Source organism: Solibacillus sp. FSL W7-1464 (genome assembly GCF_038004425.1).
Taxonomy (GTDB): Bacteria; Bacillota; Bacilli; order Bacillales_A; family Planococcaceae; genus Solibacillus.
Window position 1 is genome coordinate 151895 of the sequence record NZ_JBBORC010000001.1, and the last position, 21599, is coordinate 173493.

Consider the following 21599-nt stretch of genomic DNA (forward strand, 5'->3'; position numbering starts at 1 on the left):
TATACTTATTTCTATGATGCATATTTATATTCAGTAAATTTTATGTTATTTTTTTGCTTTTGTAATTTTTCTTAAATTACTCTTGTTGGAAAATATATTCCCCATATGCCACATTATTATGAAGATAGTTATATAGATAGTCAAGTGTGATTGTTCGAATGCCGAACTTTACATATTTAATTGGCTTAATCGGTTAGGAGGTTATTGCTTTTGGTTATTGCTTTTTCGATTATGCTTCCGTTTCTTGCTGCAGCATTAATCCCATTCATATACAGGAGATTTAAGAATATACATTTAGGTTGGTTCGTATTAATTGTCCCTGTTGCATTGTTTTCGATTTTAGCTACATATATCCCTCGAATTGCCAATGGCGAAGTGTTTATTAAGACATTTGAGTGGATCCCCTCTTTCGGTATTAATATTACTACTTATTTAGACGGCTTGAGTATGATTTTCAGCTTACTCATTACTGGGGTAGGCAGTTTAGTAATACTTTACTCAATTTTCTATTTATCAACGAAAGAATCATTACACCATTTCTATTGCTACTTACTATTATTTATGGGCGCGATGTTAGGCGTCGTCTTTTCGGATAACTTAATGGTGCTTTATGTATTTTGGGAGTTAACGAGCGTATCGTCCTTCCTGTTAATTGCATTTTGGCATCATCGTAAAGCATCTCGTGCGGGTGCGCGAAAAGCAATGACCATTACCGTTTCTGGTGGTGTTGCGATGCTCGCAGGGTTTTTAATGTTATATGTTGCATCCGGAACGTTTAGTATTCGCGAAATTATTGCGAATTTGGATGTTGTGCAATCGAGTGTGTATTTTGTTCCGGCAATGTGTCTTGTACTTTTAGGAGCGTTTACAAAGTCAGCGCAATTCCCGTTCCATATTTGGCTGCCGGATGCGATGGAAGCACCGACACCTGTTTCCGCCTATTTACACTCTGCAACGATGGTAAAAGCGGGTATATATTTAGTAGCTCGTACAACACCGATTTTTGGCGGTCATGAAGTATGGTTTTGGGCAGTGAGCGGGGTAGGTCTTCTTACATTATTCTGGGGCTCATTCAATGCGGTTCGCCAGTATGACTTAAAGGCACTGCTGGCATACTCCACAATTAGTCAGCTTGGCCTGATTATGTCTTTATTCGGTCTTGGTTCTGCAGCGCTGCATTTTGGTTATTCAACACAATCGGTAATTTATACACAGGCTACATTTGCTGCATTATTCCATCTAATCAACCACTCGACATTTAAAGGCGCGCTCTTTATGATGGTCGGAATCGTTGACCATGAAGTAGGAACACGCGATATTCGCCGATTGGGCGGATTGATGTCGTTAATGCCGTTTACATTCACGATTGCTGTAATCGGCAGTGCCTCAATGGCCGGTTTACCCCCATTCAATGGCTTTTTAAGTAAGGAAATGTTCTTTACAGCAACATTAAAAATTACACAGCTTGATATTTTCTCACTTGATAGCATCGGTCTTTTATTCCCGATTATCGCCTGGGTGGCAAGTGTGTTTACGTTTATTTACTGTGTCATTATCGTCATGCGTACTTTCTTCGGGAAAATACAGCCGGATCGTCTGGAAAAGCCGCCACATGAAGCGCCATTTGGCATGCTGATTTCACCATTTGTTTTAGTGGCATTCGTAATTGGAATTTTCATATTCCCGAATGTTTTGGGACATTATATTTTAAGTCCGGCGATGGCAAGTATTTATCCAATGTTTCCTTCTGCAGAGGAATTGACGCCTCATATTTCAGCATGGCATGGTTTTAATACGGAGCTTATTATGACATTTGGTGTCATTGTTGTAGGGGTTTTCTTGTACCGTACATTAAAAAAATGGCGTCCGGTCTATCAGTTAATCCCGCAAAGCTTTACGTTAAATGCGATTTATGAACGTGTGATCAATTCAAGTGAGGATGTATCAGGACGTGTAACAAACCGTTATATGAACGGTAATCTAACTTATTATTTCGTATATATATATGTGTTTTTTGTAACTCTACTGGCAGGGTATATGATTTATGCGGACGTATTCAGCTGGAATCCTTCAAAAGACTCGGTGATCGAGCCTTATGAATTAGTTCTGGTATTCGTTATGATTGCTGCTGCAATTGCGATTATTTTTGCAAAGCAGCGTATTACTGTCGTGCTGTTGAACGGGGTACTCGGTTATTCTGTTGCCTTTTTCTTCGTAGTATTCAGAGCTCCGGATCTGGCGCTCACACAGCTTGTCGTCGAATCGGTCACAACAGCGCTGTTCTTACTATCATTCAAATATTTACCGAAGCTTAAAAATGAGTATATTTCGAAAAGCTGGCGTTTTGCGAAGGTGACCATTTCGATTGCGGTCGGAGCAACTGTGACACTGATCGGATTGGCTGTAATGAATTACGATCGTTTTGAACCAATCTCGAAATTCTTTGAGGACTCGTATGATCTTGCAGGAGGGAAAAATATCGTCAACACGATTTTAGGCGATTTCCGTGCATTCGATACGATGCTTGAAGTAGTTGTACTTTTCATTGCAGGACTTGGCGTCTACACACTTATTAAGCTTAAGGCGAAAAAGGGGGATGCAGACGTTGAAAGTAAATGATGTTATTTTAAAATCAGTCGTACGAGGCGTTGTGTTCATCGTCTTTACGCTTGGTATGTATTTATTTTTTGCGGGACATAATGCTCCGGGCGGCGGATTCATCGGCGGGTTAGTGCTTGGCTCTGGGATTGTCCTGCTATATTTGACGTATGACATTGAAACCGTGCATAAAGGCATGCCGTTCGATTTTAAAAAAGTTGCTGCAATCGGTGTATTGCTGGCGACAGGTTCGGCCATTGCCTCGGTTTTCTTTGATGTACCATTTTTAACACAGACAGATGGTTATTATAATCTCCCGTTAATAGGAGAAAAGCATTTGTCCACTGTTACGATTTTTGAAGCAGGTGTCGCATTGACGGTTGTCGGTACACTCGTAACGATTATTTTAAATATAAGTGAGGATGAATAGTATGGAATCATTAATGATTGTACTTGTCGGCATTCTAGTCGCAGTCGCTACTTATTTAATCCTCTCTCGTAGTGTCATACGCGTGATTGTCGGCACCGCCATTTTATCTCATGCCGTTCACTTATTGCTATTGACGGTCGGCGGGTTAAAGAAGGGGAGTGTGCCGTTATTAGGTCAAGCGGCTGCACCATATACCGACGCTTTGCCACAAGCGTTGATCTTAACAGCAATCGTTATCAGCTTTGCTGTTACGGCCTTTTTACTCGTACTGGCTTATCGTATGTATTTAATGAACGGAACCGATGATCTAGGGGAACTTGGAGGGTCATCAGATGAATAATATAATTGTTTTACCAATGATTGTGCCGATTATAACGGCCGCATTACTAGTATTTTTAAATAATAATATTAAACTTCAGCGAGTTGTAAGTTTAGTAACTATGATTTTTGTAATAGGTACTTCTGTTATCCTGTTACAGCTCATTCAGACAGAAGGTATTATGCGTATAGATTTTAGTGGTTGGGCGCCGCCGTTCGGTATATTATTTGTTGCTGATTCATTTTCGGTACTTCTTGTTTTAACGGCAAGCATCGTTACAGCCATCTGTTTAATTTATGCCTTTTCCACAATTGGCGAGCGTCATGAAAAAATGTACTTTTATCCGTTTGTCTTGTTCTTACTGGCAGGTGTGAACGGGTCGTTTTTAACAGGCGATATTTTCAACTTATTCGTTTGTTTTGAAGTAATGCTTTTAGCGTCCTATGTACTTGTCGCTCTAGGCGGGGGAAAAATACAGCTGCGCGAGTCGATTAAATATGTACTTATTAATGTTGTCGCATCATGGATTTTCCTCGTGGCACTTGCTTTCATGTATGGAACGTTAAAGACGCTTAATATGGCGCATATTGCACAGCGCGTTGCAGAAGCCGGCCAAGATCCGTTACTGACGGTTGTTGCACTTGTTTTCCTTATTGTTTTTGCTTTAAAAGGAGGCTTGCTGCTGTTCTTCTGGCTTCCAGGTTCATACAGTGTGCCCCCAACAGCAGTACAGGCTTTATTTGCTGCGCTTCTAACAAAAGTCGGCATGTATGCATTGTTCCGTACATTCACGCTCATGTTTCCGTTACAGCCGGAAATTACCCATACAGTTATTGGTGTGATGGCAGGGCTGACGATTATAGCGGGATGTATGGGCGCATTTGCCGGGCGCGACGTTCGGACAATTGCCACGTATAACGTCATCATTAGTGTTGGTTTTATATTGGTGGCGCTGGCAATTGGAACAGAATCAGCGATGGCTGGAGCGGTATATTACTTAATCCACGACATGCTTGGCAAGGCGCTGCTGTTTTTACTTATTGGAACAATGGTGCTTTTAACAGGGGAAATTGTCGTGAAAAATATGAATGGGTTAATTCGAATCTATCCGGTATTTGGCTGGCTGTTCTTTATTATGTTGTGTGCGCTTGTCGGAATTCCGCCGTTAAGCGGATTTATCGGAAAAGTATTGATCGGCCAGGGCGCGGTTGAAGCAGAGGCTTACATTTTATTGGCATTGGCATTCGGCTCCAGTATCATTGTACTCTATTCATTAATGCGTATTTTCCTTGCTTCATTTTTTGGAGAAACATCGATAAATGAAGAAGATAAAATTCGAATGCCACGCGGGGCGATGGTATCGTTTGTGCTATTGACGATCTGTATCGTTGCTTTAGGAGTTGGCGCTGAAGGGCTGGCAGTTTATGTGAATGATGCAGCTTACACATTATCAAACCCTTCTGTATACATTGATGCGGTTTTAAATACGAATAAATAAAGGAGGGTGAGCACATGCTAGGTCAATTTATTATTAATTTATTTATTGCGGCGCTTTGGTTTTTATTGAAGGACGATCCAACTGCAGACTTTACGACGTTTATGTCGGGCTTTTTAGTCGGAACATTGATTTTATATGCTATGCACCGGTTTTTCGGAACACAGTTTTACTTGCGTCGTGTATTAAAGATTATTAAGCTCATCCTCATATTTATACGAGAGCTGCTTTCATCAAGTGTTTCTGTATTAAAGCAAGTGCTGGATCCACAGATGAATTTTACACCGGGTATTTTTACTTATGAAACAGAATTAAGAGGAGACTATCAAGTAACGACATTGGCCCTGTTATTAACGTTGACACCGGGTTCTGTTGTAATGGAAGTCTCAGAAGATAACAGTACGTTTTATATTCATGCGATGGATATAGAAGAATCGAAAGAAACGGTACTCCGTTCAATCGGCAAGTTTGAACGTGCCATTTTGGAGGTGACACAATGATCGATTTGATTCTAAAGGCGGCACTTGTTCTATTTATGGTGGCAATCGGATTATCCTTATTTCGTGTTATAAAAGGACCATCATTGCCTGACCGCGCAATCGCTCTTGATACGATTGGTGTTAATTTAATTTCTGCAATCGCCATCGTGTCGATAGTTTTAAAAACAAAGGCATTTTTGGAAGCCATTTTAATATTGGGGATTTTAGCATTTATCGGAACGATTGCATTCTCGAAATATATAGAAAGAGGTGTCATTGTTGAACGTAAATCAGCTGATTGAATTAATGGCGGCACTTCTTATCTTGTTTGGGGCAATTGTGAGTGTCATTAGCGCATTCGGCATGATTCGTTTACCAGATGTGTACACACGCTCACACGCAGCAACGAAAAGTGCGACACTCTCTGTATTGCTTTGTTTGTTCGGCGGGTTTGTTTACTTTTGGATCCACGATGGCTATGTGAGTATTCGCCTGATACTAGGTATTATCTTCGTATTTATTACGGCACCTGTTTCCGGGCATTTAGTATGTCGTGCGGCATATCGTTCACGCGTACCGCTAGCTGAAGGTTCTGGAGACGATGCATTAAATGAAATACTGTTCGGCGAAGAAAACTTGCAGGTAAAAGAAGAAGTGGAAGCCACATTGAAAGAAATTAAATAATGAATGAAAAAGCATTTTGAAAGTGATGGCATGTCGCTTTTGGAATGCTTTTTTAGTGGATAAAAAATTGTATGATGTGGATAACTTGTAGATAAAGTTATAAATTTATCGAACAAAGGAGGACAGCTACTTATTTTTAACTGAACATGAATATAAGAAATTAAAAATATTCCTTTTTAGTATAAAAATAAAGAGACTTTACTAAGAAAAATGTGACGATTTCTAGAACAAATGAAAGTATATTCGAATATTTTTTTGGAATCTTGTTCTAAAATAGAATTCCAATATATTTTTTGTGGATAAGTATAATTCAATCTGTTGAAAAATCGTGATTAAATTGTGGATAATCAATGTTAATGTGTATAACTTTGTGGATAAACAGTATATGTGGATAATATTTCTTGATTTATTGACAAATAAGCTCGTTTTTTATATAGTACACTACAACACTAATGTACTCGATAACTCTGAAAGGAGGATTTCTTTGATTTTTAACACAAATAGTACAATTCCTATTTATATGCAAGTAGCAGAATGGATCGAAAATGAGATACTGGCAGGCAGGCTTCTTCCGGATGGAAAAGTATATTCCCAGTATCAGCTTGCTGAAATTTTTAATATTAATCCGGCAACTGCAGGAAAAGGCCTGACAATTTTAGTAGAAAAAGAAATTTTATATAAAAAGAGAGGGCTTGGAATGTTCGTGATCGGGGATGCAAAACATCGGATATTAACAACAAGGCGAAGCGATACATTGACGAAGATGGCAAAAGAAATTGTAGAAGAAGCAAAACGTTTAGGTGTGATGGATGAAGATTTGATTGAGCTGATCAAGCATATTCAAAAGGAGGGGTGAATTAACGATTGTGTGCCGCTATAGTTTATGAAAGGAACTCTTGAACTCTACCAAGTACGAAAGCTATAATCATCCACTCGACGAATTAATTGGTAAACGGATTTAACACTTGAATGTTACGAAACAGTTCAATATTATTGATAAAGATGGGTGGTATTAGTAGCTGCTTAAAACTCACAATGAATTGAGCGAATAAATTGAAAAAGTTATTGAAATTAATCATTTTTATAGGTGTTGTCTATCTATTTTTATATATAAATAATAATTGGCTTGTCACGACCGATTATGTACATGAATCAAATAAAATTCCGGCGAGTTTTGATGGATACCGGATTACCCAAGTGACCGATCTTCATGATGCGACATTCGGGGAAAATCAGTCACGGTTAGTAAAAAAAGTGCGGGCTACCAAACCTGATGCTATTTTCATAACGGGTGATCTAGTCGATAGCCGCCGCTATGACCTGGAAAACAGCTTGCATGCTGTCCGCCAGTTAGTCGATATTACGGACGTGTACTATGTGCTGGGTAACCACGAAGTTGCATTGAATTTAACAGATGAAATTTATTCGGCTTTAAATGGACTCGGTGTCCATGTAATGCCGAATGATGCGGTACAGCTGGAGCGTGACGGAGAACACATCGTCATTGCAGGTATTGAGGATCCGTTAATGGGAAAAGAAGTCGGCCAGTCGATTGATGAAGCCCTTTACAATATGGATCCGGACGCATTTAAAGTGTTATTGTCGCACCGTCCCGAGCTGTTTGAAACATATGTTGAAAAGGGAATTGATTTAGTGTTTACAGGGCATGCACATGGCGGCCAAATCCGCCTGCCACTTTTCGGCGGACTTTTTGCGCCAACACAAGGTTTCATGCCAAAATACACGGCGGGGATTTATGAAGAGCAGGAAACGGAAATGATCGTAAACAGAGGGTTGGGGAACAGTCTGTTTCCTTATCGAATTTTTAATCTTCCTGAAATCTATGCCGTTGAGCTGAAAAAGGAAAGCTAGTCGGTAGTTTTTTCTAATATATGCTGCATATTTTCTAATAAGCTTGAAAAAGTTCTAATATAATGTGGAAGTTCTAATAAATGATCAAGAAGTTCTAAAATAGGGTTCGGACCTTCTAATTAACAGGTGAACTGTTCAAATAAAGTATTCCATTGTTCTAATAAACTCAAAAAAGTTCTAATATAATCCTATAAGAGTGGGGATCCCTTTCTAAAAGCGCAAAATATTCGTAAGCTTGTGCAGAGTATCGTAAAATAAGTGAAAACAGATTTTAGGAGTATGCAAATGGAAGGGATTATTACACTTCTTGCAATGGTGGGAATTATTGCAATGATCGTGCGTTTTATGCCGAAAAAAGGCGTGAAATATATTACGACAAAAGAACTGCAGCCTTTACTGGACGATAAAAAGTATGTATTTGTGGATGTCCGGACAGAAAAAGAATATAAAGAGGCCCACATTCCTCAGTTTATTAATCGCCCTCTTGGAACGTATTTAGGGGATTTGCCGAAAGACCGGCCAATTGTTGTCATTTGCCAAAGTGGTGCGCGCAGTAATAAAGCGTGCAAGGAACTTGTAAAGCTCGGTTATACCGATATAACAAATGTTCGCCGAGGTATGAATGGACTGCGTGCAGGTTAAACAGAAGAAGCTAATGAATGGTACAATCCATCATTAGCTTCTTTTTCATTTATCCCTCATTAACAGGTAGTAAGACTTCAACCTCCACGTTTAGGCAGGCCAAAGGGATAGGCGAGAGATCAATTACCCGAAAAAGCCCGATTGGTTCACTAACAATCCGTGGGGGGTTTCCCCTATGAATTGAAGTTTCACTTTATTGAACGGCATCTTTCATAGCCTCAATGAGCGCTTCTACCGACACAGTCTTTTCACCGCCGCCTTGCACAAGTGCATCATTTCCGCCGCCTTTACCATTAATGAGCGGTAAAGCAGCTGCAGAAATATCTTTCATCGATTTAGTTTGCTCACTGCCTCGCGCCGCAACAAATTGTAGCTTGTCTTCATTATTGGCAACGAGCAGGGCAATTGCTTCACCATTTTGCTGTGTAATAAAACGAGCCAGCTTCTGCAGGCTTTGAATCGACCGGTTTTCGAATGTCGCTGCAGCAACGGTTTCGTTTGCCAATTCTTTTGCTTCAAATTCAAGAAGGGCATCTTGGGCTTCCGTTAAACTCTTCTCTGTTTGCTTGGCCGTTTTCGCGAATTTGCGCAACGCATCAGCAGCTTCCTCTTCCGGTGCGCTCAATTGGCGTGCCACATCGCTTAAAACCTGTTTACGCATAGCCAGCTGCTGTAATACGCGATTACCGCAGACGAAATGCACGCGAATCTGCTTCTTCATTTTCTCTGTAGCTAAAATCTTCAACAAGCCTACTTGTCCGGTAGAAGTAGGATGTGTACCGCCACAGCCGTTGTAGTCATAGTCAGGGATAATGACTAGCCGGATGTCTTCGTCGACTTTTACATCTTTCCGTAAGTTATATTGCGCTAATTCCTCTTTTGTCACCCATTTTGTTTCAATTGGACGGTTTTCCAAAATGATTTCATTAGCAAGTTTTTCCACTGCCGCCAACTGATCTTCAGATACTTCACCAACATTTAAATCAATTGTGACAAGCTCTGTTCCTAAGTGGAAGCTTACTGTCGCCATATCGAACAGTTCAACAAAGGCGGCTGTTAAAATATGTTGACCTGCATGTTGTTGCATATGGTCGAACCGGCGCGACCAATGAAGTTTCCCGGATATTTCCCCGGAAATATTCGACACATCGGCTGGCGTATAATGACGAATTTCCTCACCAATCTTCTCAACATCAGTAATTTCCGCTTCATTAATCCAGCCGGTATCATGGGGTTGCCCGCCACCAGTAGGGTAAAATGCCGTATTGTCCAGTACGATGAAATTTCCTGTTTCGTCTTTACCTGTTTTTACAACCTGTGCCGTGAATTCCTTCATCATTGCATCTTCGTAATAAAATAGATTTTTCAAGTCCATCACTCCTTAATTTCTAGTTTGTCATATGAAAACGTTGCTGTCACGGTGTAAATGAATGATTGTTATTTGACGCGCGGCAATTTTCGTTTATGATAAAATAGAAGCATTTCCCGGAAGGAGCATGAATATGAATATTACGCAATTTTCAATAGAAGAAATTTTAGATCCGACAAAAATTATTGAAGGTAAGCGTTATGAGTTTTTATTAGATGTAGAAGTGGATGAGGAAGATGAGCTATATTCCGCTGCAGGTCTGGAAATTCGCGTAATCGTTGGGGTAATTGATGACAATGTACGCATCGTGAACTATTTTATTATTGATAAAGCCAATAATGAGTTTTTGGATTTTGCATTGGAAGAAGACGAAGAAGCGATGATTTTAGCGTTTTGCAAAACGGAATTGTCTGCTGATTCAAATGAAACAGAAGCTGAATAACCGGTAAAAAAGGTAGCGCAATCGCTACCTTTTTTTTAATCAATATATTTAGTTTTCAGCTGGTCCGCACCGATCCCGCCGATTACCATTAAAGCTAACGGCAAGAAGTTCGATAGGATTTTTGGTAAGCCTTCAGGAATGATAACATCCATACCGGCAAAATGATTTAAGCCCATAATAATCAGTTTTACGACCAATAAAAATGCTCCCAATAAAAACACGCTATCAAAGAACGCTTTCCATTTCGGATACGCCAATTTCTTACTATCTCGAATTACTTTTTCTTTCAATTCTCCGTCACTCCTCAACATTTCATCGATCGTGATGCCAAACAAATCACTCAAATCAATGATTACTTCAATATTCGGATAGTTCTTCCCGGTTTCCCATTTAGAAACGGATTGGCGACTAACATGAATTTTTTCGGCAAGATCCGCTTGTGACCAACCTCTTTTTTCTCGCTCTTTTTTTAATCGTTCACTAAAAATCATGTAAGTCATCCCCTTCCTTGTTTTCAGTATTGATGAAGTGTACGGATAAAGTAAAGATAGTTATAGGTGCGTCAGGGCGCAACCTTGTGTTGACACTGACTTTTTCCAGTACCATCATAACTTATGATGGTCCAAAAATGAAAATATAAAAGGAGTATCCCGCAAATTTAATCAACGGGATACTCCTGTTTTGCTGTAATAATTATTACCAGGCGGCAATTGCGCCATCTGTACGTGGTTCTGTGCCGCCGTACAGCACGCCTGTCTTCTGGTCACGCCAAATAATCTGGCCGCGTCCGAAACTGCCGCCGTCGACTGCGACGTGAATGTCATGACCTTTCCGCTGCAATGCCTGCACTAAATAACTAGGGAAGTGGGGTTCGACTTCAATGCGTTTTTCCCCAATCCATTGCCATCTCGGCATATCAAGTGCTGCTTGCGGATTGAGTGCAAAATCGATTGTGGACGTAATGACCTGGAAATGCCCTTGAGGTTGCATATAGCCTCCCATTACACCAAATGGACCGACTGCTTCATTATCCTTCGTCAAGAACCCTGGAATAATTGTATGGTATGTACGTTTTCCGGGTTTCAGGAAGTTCGGGTGTGTTTCATCCAGCGAGAAGTCATAGCCGCGGTTTTGAAGTGCTATGCCCGTTTCCGGAATGACAATACCTGAACCGAAGCCCATATAGTTACTTTGAATATACGACACCATATTGCCATCTGCATCGGCTGTTGCCAAATACACCGTACCGCCTTTTGGAATGTCGAATGGTTTCGGATCAAGTGCTGTATCGCTGATTTCCGCGAAACGTGACTCTCCGTAAGATGTTGATAATAGTGTTTCGACATCTGCCGGCATTTCATTTGATTCTGTGACAAATGCTTTCCCGTCCGTATAGGCAAGCTTCATCGCTTCGATCTGATTATGTAGATTTTCCGTATCCTGCCACTTTGGCTCAGCATGCTGATAAATATTCAGTGCCATTTGTGCAACAATCCCTTGGCCATTCGGCGGGATTTCCCACACGTCATAGCCTTTGTAATGTACTTTAATCGGGTTTACCCACTCCGGCTCATAGCTTGCCAAATCTTCCTTTGAAATAAAGCCGTTATGTTTTTTCATGAAGGCATCGATTTTGTCTGCGATTTCGCCATTGTAGAAAGACTCGCCATTTGTTTTAGCGATTTTCCGCAATGTATCTCCGTGTGCCGGAGAATTCCATACTTCGCCGATTTCCGGCATCCGTCCATCGATTGAAAATGTTTCAAACCAGTGTTGGAATTCGTCGGATGTGAAATTCCTTTTATATTTTTTATAGGCAGATTGCCAGTATTGTCCAAGTGTCACGGAAATCGGATATCCCTCTTCTGCATATGAGATGGCAGGGGCCAATACTTCGCTTAACGGCAATTTCCCGAATCGTTTTGATAAAGCTGCCCATGCTGACGGTGCGCCTGGAACAGTAACTGGAATTACTCCATGCATTGGAATTTGATCTAATCCTCGCTCTGTTAATGCTTCTTTGGAAATCGACTTGGCAGAAGGACCTGAAGCGTTTAACCCGTAAAGTTCATCTTTCATCCAGACGAGCGCAAATGCATCCCCGCCGATTCCGTTTGATGTAGGCTCAACGACAGTAAGTGCTGCTGCAGTTGCGATTGCTGCGTCGACTGCGTTGCCGCCTTTTTTCAAAATATCCAGTCCGGCCTGTGCTGCGAGCGGCTGGGATGTTGCGACCATTCCACGATTGGCGATGACTGTATTACGCTTACTTGGAAATGGATAATGTAAAAAGTCCACAAAAAATCCCCCTTTGATTTGGTGACTCAATAAAATGAATATTACGACTATTTTAGTACAGAAGGGGGGTTTTTACAATTTAAATATTTCAGAATCCGAAATAAAAAACTGTTCGAAAAGGGAATAGGCTTTCCAAACAGCTTCAAAATCAAATTACTTCAACAATTCATCTATCCAGCGCTGTACTTTTAGGCCTTCCTCGAATGGTACGACAAATGCTTCCTCACCTAAAAGAACCTTTCGACATGCATCGAGCATTGTTTCAGGGGTTACGTTAGGAGTAATCTCCACTTCCGGCGCATAGGCTGCGCTTGTGTAAACTTCAGACCAGTTGCGTAATGTTACGACTTTTTCAGTTCCAAAAATTTTAAAGTCGATACGCTCTTCCTGTCCGATGCCTGCAAGTCCGTTAATGACCATCGGGATGCCGTTTGCTGTTTTCGCTAAAGCCGATACCCCAACTTCACAAAGTGCCTCATCTGCAGGGTAAGCTGTTTCATGCGCCAAAATTTCAACATCACCGAATAAATGGTGCGTTAATTGCAAATAATGCGGGAAAATCTCCCGAATAAACCCGCCTTGCTCACGTGAAGCGATCCAAGGATTTTGCTGCCATTTTCGTGGCCACTCAGGGAAGTATGTATGCAGTTCAATACGTGTAATATCACCCATATCTTTTGCCAGCTCTTGTTTAAGCTGATGGACTGCTGCCCCGTACATTAACGGAAAGTGCATTGCTGTTTGTACATTTGCCTCATTTGCGATGCGTACCATCGTTTCTCCGTCAGCAGCATCATGGGCAAGTGGTTTTTCCGATAAAATATGTAATTTGTGCTTTGCGATTTCTGCAGCAAGTGTTGCGTGGCTGACAGGCGGTGTGCCAATATACACCCAATCCGGTTTTAAATTCAATAGCGCTTGTAAATCATTCGTAGTGGGTACATTATATTTAGCAGCCAATTGTGCTGTACGTGTTTCATTTGTATCAAAAATAGCCGCAATTTCATAATGTTCGTTTTGCAGCGCCTGGTTAATGATGCGTTCACCGACAACACCAGTACCGATAATGCCGATCGTCGTTATTTTTGTCATTAAGATTGCTCCTTTGCGAAATGTAGGATTTTTCTGATAGTTAGTGTAACATATTTTGGGAATACATAGGATTACGAAACAATAAGAAGTGATAAGCTATTAATAGAATTAATTTTCGGTAGCATTTTAAAAAGAAAGAGAAAAGTGTATTGAGGAGTGGATCAAGTATGAAAGTTGTAATTATAGGCGGAGACGCGGCAGGAATGAGTGCGGCAATGGAAATTGTGCGTAATAATAAATCTGCCCAAATTGTCGTATTGGAAAAAGGTGAAATTTATTCGTATGGTCAATGCGGATTACCTTACGTAATTAACGGAAAAGTTCCTCATGCAGAAGATTTGATTGCAAGGGATGTCGAGGAGTTCCGCTCTAAGTACGGAATTGACGCACGTATTTTCCATGAAGTGACAGCAGTTGACACGAAACTGCAAAAGGTGAGTGGCATTGATGTAAACAGCAACGAGCCGTTCGAATTTATTTACGATAAACTGCTTATCGCTACAGGAGCATCACCAACAATGCCAAAAATCGAAAATGCCCACTTAAAAGGGATTCATACAGTAAAAACAATTCCGCAAATGAATGAACTGATGGAACAGTTGCCGAATATGAAGCATGTGACGGTCATCGGTGGAGGCTATATTGGTCTGGAAGTTGTTGAAACAGTAAGGGAACGCGGTTTGAATGTACGTCTTATTCAACGCGGAAGCACATTAATGTCGATTTTGGATGCGCAGCTGACCGATATTATTTATGAGGAAGCAGTCAAAAATGGTGTGGAAGTTTTATTGAATGAAGATACGATAGGCTACGAAGGAACCGAATTTGTGGAAGCAGTTCGGACAAACAGCGGCTTGCATAAAACAGACCTCGTTATCGTCGCAACAGGGGTACGACCAAATACACAGTTTGCCCAAGGATTTGCCAAACTGGAAAATGGTGCCTTTATCGTCAATGAAAAAATGGAGACTTCAATTGCTAATGTGTATGCAGCAGGGGACTGTGCCTCACATTTTAACCGTGTAAACCAAAAGGATGATTATTTACCGCTTGGGACGACAGCAAACAAACAAGGGCGAGTGGCCGGGTTGAATATAGCCGGCTTTAATCAGAAGTTCAAGGGAATTGTCGGGACATCCATTCTGAAGTTTTTCGATCTCCACATCGGCATGACAGGATTAAATAATGAAGCTGCAGATCGTTTAAATGCACTTGTTGAAGCGTATGAAATGGAAGTAAATGATATTGCAAGCTACTATCCGAATGTCCAGCCGATGAAGCTTCGAATGCTTGTCGAACAGCAAAGCCGCAAGCTTGTTGGGCTTCAAATAGTAGGGAAGCACGGCGTCGACAAACGAATCGATGTATTTGCGACGGCACTTTACAATGAAATGACCTTCGAGGAACTGCTGGATTTGGACTTAGCGTATGCACCGCCATTTAGCGGTGTGTGGGATGCGGTAATGCAGGCACCAAAACGCTATGGTAAAAAAGAATAATACATCAAAAGCACCAGCTACTATTGGGAAATAGCTGGAGCTTTTTGGTGCTTAACTTCTATTAGTAGCATCTTCCCACCTCTATGAAAGGTTGCAAGATGGCTGGAGGAAGTGTTTATATGTGCGTTAAGTGTGTGTTATAAACACTCGCTAAATGAAGTTAAAACCTCGGGTGGATATCCAACGTTTGGATATAATTACGCTGTGACGTAATCAGCAAAGAGGTGTTAGTCAAATTTGTTCAAATTAATTATGTATAGTTATGCGTTCACTCATGCTAGCAGCTGTGACTTTCTGCAAAGGTGGAATCATGGTGAAGGCTCACTACTTGTTTTGAACTTATCCATACTATAGCGCATAATTATTAGTAAAACGTCATTTTAATGAATATGTAAATAACATGTAAAATAGCAGATTTTATAGCAAAACCTTTTATATCAAGGGTTTAAAGGTATTTTTGGCTCTTTTTTAAGTTTTTCGCTGTATTTGTATAACAAAAATATGACATCTGTGACGAAATAAAGAAATATTATTTTGGAATAAATAAAGTGAAGCAAAACAAACTAAATTTATAATTGAAAGGGAGGAATCATGATGAAAAACGACAGACATGATGTTTTCAACAAAGGTTCGGAAAATGCGATAAGCTTAGGGAAAATGATTAACAATACAAAAGAAAATATTCACGAGGCTGAAATTAGCAAAGAGTTTGCATTTCCTGATGAACTGGAAAATATTGAAGAGAAAAATGCCCGTCGCAGAACAGCCATTGCCCAAATGGAAGAACAAATCAGAGAAAGAAAAGCAGCTAAAGCTAGAAGAGACTCATTTAAATAGTACTTTTAGTTTACAAATAATTAACCCATTTTAAACGTTAATCTTAATTTTTAGATTAACGTTTTTTTTATGTATAAGACAGAACCAAGTTTCAAGAGATTTTTGTTGGGAAGTTTTCATTTTCATACTAAAACTATCATACAGTGTTTTGGGAGAGTTCTTCTATTTTAGATGGGATTGCTCAAAATAGTTATTTGCACTAATCAAATGACTTTAAGGGGGTTTCAAATGAAAGTAACAGAATATTACCAAGCATCTGTACAAGAGGTAATGAAAAAGTTAGACGTCACGCAATATGGATTAACTGATTACGAAGTCCGTGGCCGCCAGAAAAAGTATGGCTATAATGAATTAAAAGAAGGAAAGCAGAAAAATATTTTGCAAGTTTTCTTCGAGCAGTTTCAGGATTTTTTAGTGCTCATTTTAATTGCTGCGGCAATAGTTTCAATCTTCCTCGGAGATATGGACAGTTCCATTGTCATTTTAGTTGTCATTCTATTAAATGCCATTCTTGGAACGGTTCAGCATGCACGAGCCGAAAAATCATTGAATAGTTTAAAAGAAATGGCAGCACCTGTTTCAAAAGTTAAACGTAACGGGGAAATTATTGAAATACCATCAAGAAATGTAATAGTAGGAGACCTGCTCATCTTGAAAGCGGGCGATTCTATCAGTGCTGATGGACGAGTAGTTGAAAGCCATAGTTTGCAAATAAATGAAAGTTCTTTAACAGGGGAATCTCTGGCGGTCGATAAAGTAGCCAATACAATTGTTGAAACAGAGCTTGCACTTGCACTGGGAGACAGAAAAAACATGGTGTACTCCGGCAGCTTTGTAACAAATGGTCGTGGGGCAGTGGCCGTCACTTCAATCGGAATGAATACGGAGATCGGGAAAATTGCCAAACTGATCGACAATGCGAAAGAGAAAAAAACACCTTTGCAAGTCAATCTGGATAAATTCGGAAAACGTCTTGCCATCGGAATCATCTTTATTTGCATTGTCATTTTTGCTCTGGATATTATCCGGGGGCGTGAGCTGATTGATTCCTTTATGTTTGCAGTTTCATTGGCAGTTGCGGCAATCCCTGAAGCGTTAAGTTCGATTGTGACGATTGTTTTGGCAGTAGGGACTCAAAATATGGCAAAAGAAAATGCGATTATCCGCAAATTGCCGGCAGTAGAAAGTTTGGGAAGTGTTTCGATTATTTGTACAGACAAAACAGGGACGCTGACTCAGAATAAAATGAAGGTTCAGGAAGTTTATACAGGAGAACAGTTTTTCTCTTCCAACGAGTTGGAGCCGACCAATCCTCATCATAAAAAACTGCTCGATTTTGCAATATTGTGCAATGATTCCACAATTTTAAGAGATAAAACGATAGGAGATCCGACAGAACTTGCGCTCGTAAAACTAGGCCGGGAACTTGAATTGAACGAGCAAATGATAAGAGGGCTTCATCCGCGTGTAGGAGAAATTCCTTTTGATTCAACCCGAAAATTAATGAGTACCGTTCACCGAATGGGGAACCGGAATGTCATGATCACAAAAGGGGCAGTGGACGAGCTTATTTCCCGTATTAGCCGTATTGATTCAAGCAGCAGTTCGATTATTACGAGCAAGCAGCTGGAACAGATTAATCAGGCGAATGCTGCATTTTCGAATGCCGGATTACGGGTAATTGCCATTACGTATAAAGAAGTCTTTTATTCCAAAATAAGTGAAAAGGACGAGCAAGGCTTAACATTTGTCGGGCTAATCGCGATGATGGATCCTCCGCGAGATGAATCGGCACAGGCAGTTGCAGACTGTATTGGAGCGGGAATCAAACCAGTCATGATTACAGGGGACCATAAAATTACGGCAATTGCGATCGCGAAACAGCTCGGTATATTAAAAAGCCCGGATGAAGCGATTGAAGGAAAGGAAATTGAAAAGCTTTCAGACCGGGAACTGAAAAATAAGGTGGAAAATTTCTCTGTCTATGCCCGTGTATCACCGGAGCATAAAATCCGAATCGTAAAGGCTTGGCAAGAAAAAGGACACGTTGTCGCGATGACGGGGGACGGGGTAAACGATGCTCCGGCGTTAAAACAGGCTGAAATTGGTGTGGCAATGGGGAAAACAGGAACAGAAGTGGCAAAAGATGCTTCTGCGATGATTTTAACAGACGATAATTTCTTAACGATTGTCAAATCGATCTCGAACGGGCGAAGTATTTATGCCAATATTAAAAACGCGATTAAATTCCTGTTATCGGGGAATGCAGGGGCAATTTTTGTTGTTCTATATGCGACACTTTTTGCTTTGCCGGCTCCATTTCTGCCGATTCATCTGCTGTTTATCAATTTATTGACGGATAGCCTGCCAGCGATTGCGATTGGTTTGGAACCGCATAATAAGAAATTGATGAAGGAAAAGCCGCGGAATATAAATGAGTCACTGTTAAATAAAAAGTTTGTCTCCCAAGTAGGATTTGAAGGGTTGATTATTGCGGCAGTCACAATTATTGCCTTCCAAGTAGGCTTATCGACAGGCGATACAGCGGTTGCTACAACAATGGCGTTTGCGACCTTATGTTTATCGAGGTTGCTGCATGGATTCAATTGCCGTTCGGAAGAATCCATTTTTAAAATCGGAATTTTCTCGAATTTGGCAGTTTGGATTGCCTTTTTACTTGGGTTTACAATATTGAATTTTGTACTGATCAACGGACTATTCGAGGTTGCTGAATTGACGAATAGCCAATATTTAATGATTTACGGATTATCGTTGGTGCCGTTAGTTATTATCCAGGTCCGCAAACTGTTTTTCGGTTCAGTTAAACAGTAAATCGAGAGTATAGGGAACCAAATGTAATGGTAACTTTTTTAGCCGGTTAACATAAAAATAAGGTTAACAAGGTTATGGAAGGATGACATTATCAACACGACAATTAAACATTTCTTTGGCCAGGCAATGACAGGGCAGGGTATTAAAAATATTTACAAAGAATTGATGGCTGAAGCGAAAGCTGTGTATTTATTAAAGGGAGTGCACGGCTTCAAAGTTTCGGAGTTACTGCAGAAAATCGGGTCGCATTACTATGAAAAAGGTGCACATATTGAGTTTTTCCATGATCCTTTATTTGAAAATACGGTTGAAGCAGTTTATATTCAAGCCCCTCATCATATATTAATTGTTCAAGCGACAAACCCGTCAATAGAACCGGTACTGCCAGGGGTACGTGATCATGTCATTTCCCTTTATGACTGTTTGGATGAACAACACATTGCATTAAGTGAAAATTTGTCCTTAGTAAACGAATCGAAACAAGCCTATTATGACTGGTGCTTTGCCAAGCTTTCTGAAGCAATTCACATACATGATGACTGGGAAGTGGAAACGAGAAAGCAGATGAAATGGAGTGGATTGGACCAGCAGTTTGCCGAGTTGTCGAACAATTTATTCGGTGAAACACATCGGCAGAAATCCGGCAAGCTTACTCACCGTTTACTTGGGACGTTAACACCAAAAGGAGCACAGGATACAGTAAAGAGTATTACGCAAAACCTTGAAAAGAGATTGTTTATTAAAGGGTATCCGGGAACAGGAAAGTCTTCGATGATGAAAAAGCTGGCGAACGAAGCGATAAGCAGAGGGTTTGATGTACAACTCGTTTGGTGCGGGCTAGATTCCAATTCAATTGATATGGTCATTATCCCCGAACTGAAATTCTGTATTTTTGACAGCACGGAGCCGCATGTATATTTCCCGGATGAAAATCGTCCTGGTGATGAAATTTTCGATATTGCCCAGCATTGCCATCCGACGGAAGTAGAAGAAAGGAATATAGAAGCAATCACAGAAAAGTACAAAGCAACGATGGCAGATGCAAAATATTTTGCAGCGAAATACGCAGAACAAGAAAGGAAAGTTCGTGAAGCAGTGGATGCTGCTATCAATTTGGATGAATTCAATAAACGAACAGCCGTGCTTTTTGAGCTTTTCTAATGAAAATCACAATTTTAATAGGCATGGGTCCGAATTCGTATCGGGTCCATGCCTTCTTTTATAATAGTCGAAATCGATACTGTTAATGATATTTTAGAATAATAAATAACTTTCAGAAATATTAATTTTTTTAGGAGCTATAAATTTCACTCAAACAGAAAATACTGTATGCTGATGGTGAGCTTTTCATTACAAAGGAGGACTACTCATGAATCGTTTTGAAGGAAAAGTTATAGTTGTTACCGGTGCAGGTTCGGGATTAGGACAAGCTGCCACACTACAGCTTGCAAAGGAAGGCGCAAAGCTTGTACTCGTTGATTTAAACCAGGCGGGACTGGATGAAACGAAGAAAAAAGTGCTGGAAGTTGCACCAAATGCTGAAACATTGTTAGTGACAGCAAACGTAGCGACGGAAAGTGAAGTTGAAAATTTTGTGAATCAAACGGTAGAAAAATTCAGCAAGATTGATGGTTTCTTTAACAATGCGGGAATTGAAGGGAAGCAAAACTTAACTGGAGATTACGGTATTGAGGAATTTCATAAAGTTATATCCGTCAATTTGAACGGTGTCTTCTATGGTATGAAATATGTGCTGAAAGTAATGAAGGAGCAAGGTTACGGCTCTATTGTCAATACAGCTTCAGTTGGCGGAATCCGTGGTGTCGGAAACCAGTCAGGCTATGCGGCTAGTAAGCATGGTGTTGTCGGGTTAACGCGTAACTCGGCAATTGAATACGGACAATATGGAATTTCGATTAAAGCGATTGCCCCGGGTGCGATCATGACGCCAATGGTAGAGGGATCCCTGCGCCAAATGGGCGGCGAAAACTGGGAGGAAGTCGGCAAGGAGTTTGTGAAGCCGAATCCGATGAGACGTTTCGGCAAGCCGGAAGAAGTCGGTTATTTAGTAGCATTCCTGCTATCAAATGAAGCTGACTTCATTAATGCGGCAGTTATCCCAATCGACGGCGGCCAGTCTTATAAATATTAAATGTACTAACCCCCTTAAAGCCAAACTTTAAGGGGATTTTTTGTCTTCTTTAAAATCTCTTTTTAACGCTTCAATATCCGGCTTTCAAGTAAATATGTCACTTCATATTTCTCGGCCAATCTTCTTAAAAAGGATAATAATTCACTGAAATTTGTTGTTTGTATCAATTGTTCGTACTGTTTTTTCTCCACTTCGTTTGCGACCTTTTTAAAATAGCCCCACATATGTTGGCAAGCATTGCGCATGCTGCCTTCTGATGGTGTTAAGCTTAATGCCTGTTCGATCAGCGCTGAAATTTCCTCATAAGAAGCCTGGTTTTTCATTGCCTGACGAATTGCATTGTAATGATTTTGACTATAAAACATCACATTGTATTTTTCCTCACGCCAAAGGATTTCCGTCATCTTTTGGTCCATAAAAGATTCCTCCTCACGTTCAGCTTTTGCATAATCTACTAATTGTTCACATTATATAAGATAGATAAAAGTTTTGCTTTTATAAAGAGTCAAATCCAACTTATAGTGTAAAAAATTGTATAATGGAATTAGTTGTAAAATTA

The 21599-nt window shown here is 40.3% G+C and carries 21 protein-coding genes; 16 read left to right on the forward strand and 5 right to left on the reverse strand.

Going from position 1 to position 21599, the window contains the following annotated elements:
- Positions 1–210 precede the first annotated feature (210 nt).
- The 10 genes from MKZ25_RS00765 (at position 211) to MKZ25_RS00810 (ending at position 8519) form a co-directional block, all read left to right on the forward strand.
- Positions 211–2619 carry a Na+/H+ antiporter subunit A gene (locus tag MKZ25_RS00765; RefSeq protein ID WP_340799705.1) on the forward strand — a complete coding sequence of 803 codons (2409 nt, stop codon included), beginning with the start codon at positions 211–213 and terminating at the stop codon, positions 2617–2619.
- Entirely contained in the window at positions 2606–3028 is a 423-nt protein-coding gene (locus MKZ25_RS00770; RefSeq protein ID WP_340716937.1) for a Na(+)/H(+) antiporter subunit B, read from the forward strand. The genes MKZ25_RS00765 and MKZ25_RS00770 overlap by 14 nt, the downstream gene beginning before the upstream one ends.
- A 1-nt stretch (position 3029) precedes the next feature.
- Entirely contained in the window at positions 3030–3368 is a 339-nt protein-coding gene (locus MKZ25_RS00775; RefSeq protein WP_008407452.1) for a Na(+)/H(+) antiporter subunit C, read from the forward strand.
- Positions 3361–4845, forward strand: a complete 1485-nt coding sequence (locus MKZ25_RS00780; protein ID WP_340799706.1) for a Na+/H+ antiporter subunit D — start codon at positions 3361–3363, stop codon at positions 4843–4845. Before MKZ25_RS00775 ends, MKZ25_RS00780 begins: the two co-directional genes overlap by 8 nt.
- Positions 4846–4859: 14 nt before the next feature.
- Positions 4860–5342 carry a Na+/H+ antiporter subunit E gene (locus MKZ25_RS00785; RefSeq protein ID WP_340799707.1) on the forward strand — a complete coding sequence of 161 codons (483 nt, stop codon included), beginning with the start codon at positions 4860–4862 and terminating at the stop codon, positions 5340–5342.
- Entirely contained in the window at positions 5339–5623 is a 285-nt protein-coding gene (locus MKZ25_RS00790) for a Na(+)/H(+) antiporter subunit F1 (RefSeq protein ID WP_008407457.1), read from the forward strand. Before MKZ25_RS00785 ends, MKZ25_RS00790 begins: the two co-directional genes overlap by 4 nt.
- On the forward strand, positions 5601–6005 hold the full coding sequence (locus MKZ25_RS00795) for a Na+/H+ antiporter subunit G (RefSeq protein ID WP_340799708.1): 405 nt from the start codon (positions 5601–5603) through the stop codon (positions 6003–6005). Before MKZ25_RS00790 ends, MKZ25_RS00795 begins: the two co-directional genes overlap by 23 nt.
- Positions 6006–6489: 484 nt before the next feature.
- On the forward strand, positions 6490–6861 hold the full coding sequence (locus tag MKZ25_RS00800) for a GntR family transcriptional regulator (protein ID WP_340799709.1): 372 nt from the start codon (positions 6490–6492) through the stop codon (positions 6859–6861).
- 197 nt (positions 6862–7058) lie between these two features.
- Complete coding sequence (locus MKZ25_RS00805; RefSeq protein WP_340799710.1) at positions 7059–7877, forward strand: metallophosphoesterase; 819 nt, start codon at positions 7059–7061, stop codon at positions 7875–7877.
- 285 nt (positions 7878–8162) lie between these two features.
- Entirely contained in the window at positions 8163–8519 is a 357-nt protein-coding gene (locus MKZ25_RS00810) for a rhodanese-like domain-containing protein (RefSeq protein WP_340799711.1), read from the forward strand.
- A 193-nt stretch (positions 8520–8712) separates the two neighbouring features.
- Here the strand turns inward: MKZ25_RS00810 and MKZ25_RS00815 are convergent, their stop codons facing one another.
- Positions 8713–9888, reverse strand: coding sequence for an alanyl-tRNA editing protein (locus MKZ25_RS00815; protein WP_340799712.1), 1176 nt, complete (start codon positions 9886–9888; stop codon positions 8713–8715).
- A gap of 133 nt (positions 9889–10021) precedes the next feature.
- Here MKZ25_RS00815 and MKZ25_RS00820 point away from each other — a divergent pair, with 133 nt between their 5' ends.
- Positions 10022–10330 carry a DUF6509 family protein gene (locus tag MKZ25_RS00820; RefSeq protein WP_340799713.1) on the forward strand — a complete coding sequence of 103 codons (309 nt, stop codon included), beginning with the start codon at positions 10022–10024 and terminating at the stop codon, positions 10328–10330.
- A gap of 35 nt (positions 10331–10365) precedes the next feature.
- Here the strand turns inward: MKZ25_RS00820 and MKZ25_RS00825 are convergent, their stop codons facing one another.
- From MKZ25_RS00825 to MKZ25_RS00835, 3 genes are all read right to left on the reverse strand, one after another.
- Positions 10366–10821, reverse strand: a complete 456-nt coding sequence (locus MKZ25_RS00825; RefSeq protein WP_340799714.1) for a helix-turn-helix domain-containing protein — start codon at positions 10819–10821, stop codon at positions 10366–10368.
- A 205-nt stretch (positions 10822–11026) separates the two neighbouring features.
- Entirely contained in the window at positions 11027–12628 is a 1602-nt protein-coding gene (locus MKZ25_RS00830; RefSeq protein ID WP_340799715.1) for a gamma-glutamyltransferase family protein, read from the reverse strand.
- Between the two features lie 153 nt (positions 12629–12781).
- Positions 12782–13720 (reverse strand): Gfo/Idh/MocA family protein, encoded by a 939-nt coding sequence (locus tag MKZ25_RS00835; protein ID WP_340799716.1) that lies wholly within the window; start codon positions 13718–13720, stop codon positions 12782–12784.
- Positions 13721–13887: 167 nt separating this feature from the next.
- Here MKZ25_RS00835 and MKZ25_RS00840 point away from each other — a divergent pair, with 167 nt between their 5' ends.
- The 5 genes from MKZ25_RS00840 to MKZ25_RS00860 all read left to right on the forward strand — a co-directional run bounded on the left by MKZ25_RS00840 (position 13888) and on the right by MKZ25_RS00860 (position 21040).
- Positions 13888–15219: an FAD-dependent oxidoreductase gene (locus MKZ25_RS00840; protein WP_340799717.1), complete on the forward strand. Its 1332-nt coding sequence runs from the start codon at positions 13888–13890 to the stop codon at positions 15217–15219.
- A gap of 591 nt (positions 15220–15810) precedes the next feature.
- Positions 15811–16056 carry a spore protein Tlp gene (locus MKZ25_RS00845; RefSeq protein ID WP_340799718.1) on the forward strand — a complete coding sequence of 82 codons (246 nt, stop codon included), beginning with the start codon at positions 15811–15813 and terminating at the stop codon, positions 16054–16056.
- 228 nt (positions 16057–16284) lie between these two features.
- Positions 16285–18888 (forward strand): cation-translocating P-type ATPase, encoded by a 2604-nt coding sequence (locus MKZ25_RS00850; protein WP_340799719.1) that lies wholly within the window; start codon positions 16285–16287, stop codon positions 18886–18888.
- 126 nt (positions 18889–19014) lie between these two features.
- Positions 19015–20049: a nucleotide kinase gene (locus MKZ25_RS00855; protein WP_340799720.1), complete on the forward strand. Its 1035-nt coding sequence runs from the start codon at positions 19015–19017 to the stop codon at positions 20047–20049.
- 208 nt (positions 20050–20257) lie between these two features.
- Positions 20258–21040, forward strand: a complete 783-nt coding sequence (locus MKZ25_RS00860) for an SDR family oxidoreductase (RefSeq protein WP_340799721.1) — start codon at positions 20258–20260, stop codon at positions 21038–21040.
- Positions 21041–21102: 62 nt separating this feature from the next.
- On the opposite strand, the gene MKZ25_RS00865 is transcribed toward MKZ25_RS00860, so the two are convergent.
- Entirely contained in the window at positions 21103–21456 is a 354-nt protein-coding gene (locus MKZ25_RS00865) for a YbgA family protein (protein ID WP_340799722.1), read from the reverse strand.
- Between the last annotated feature and the right edge of the window lie 143 nt (positions 21457–21599).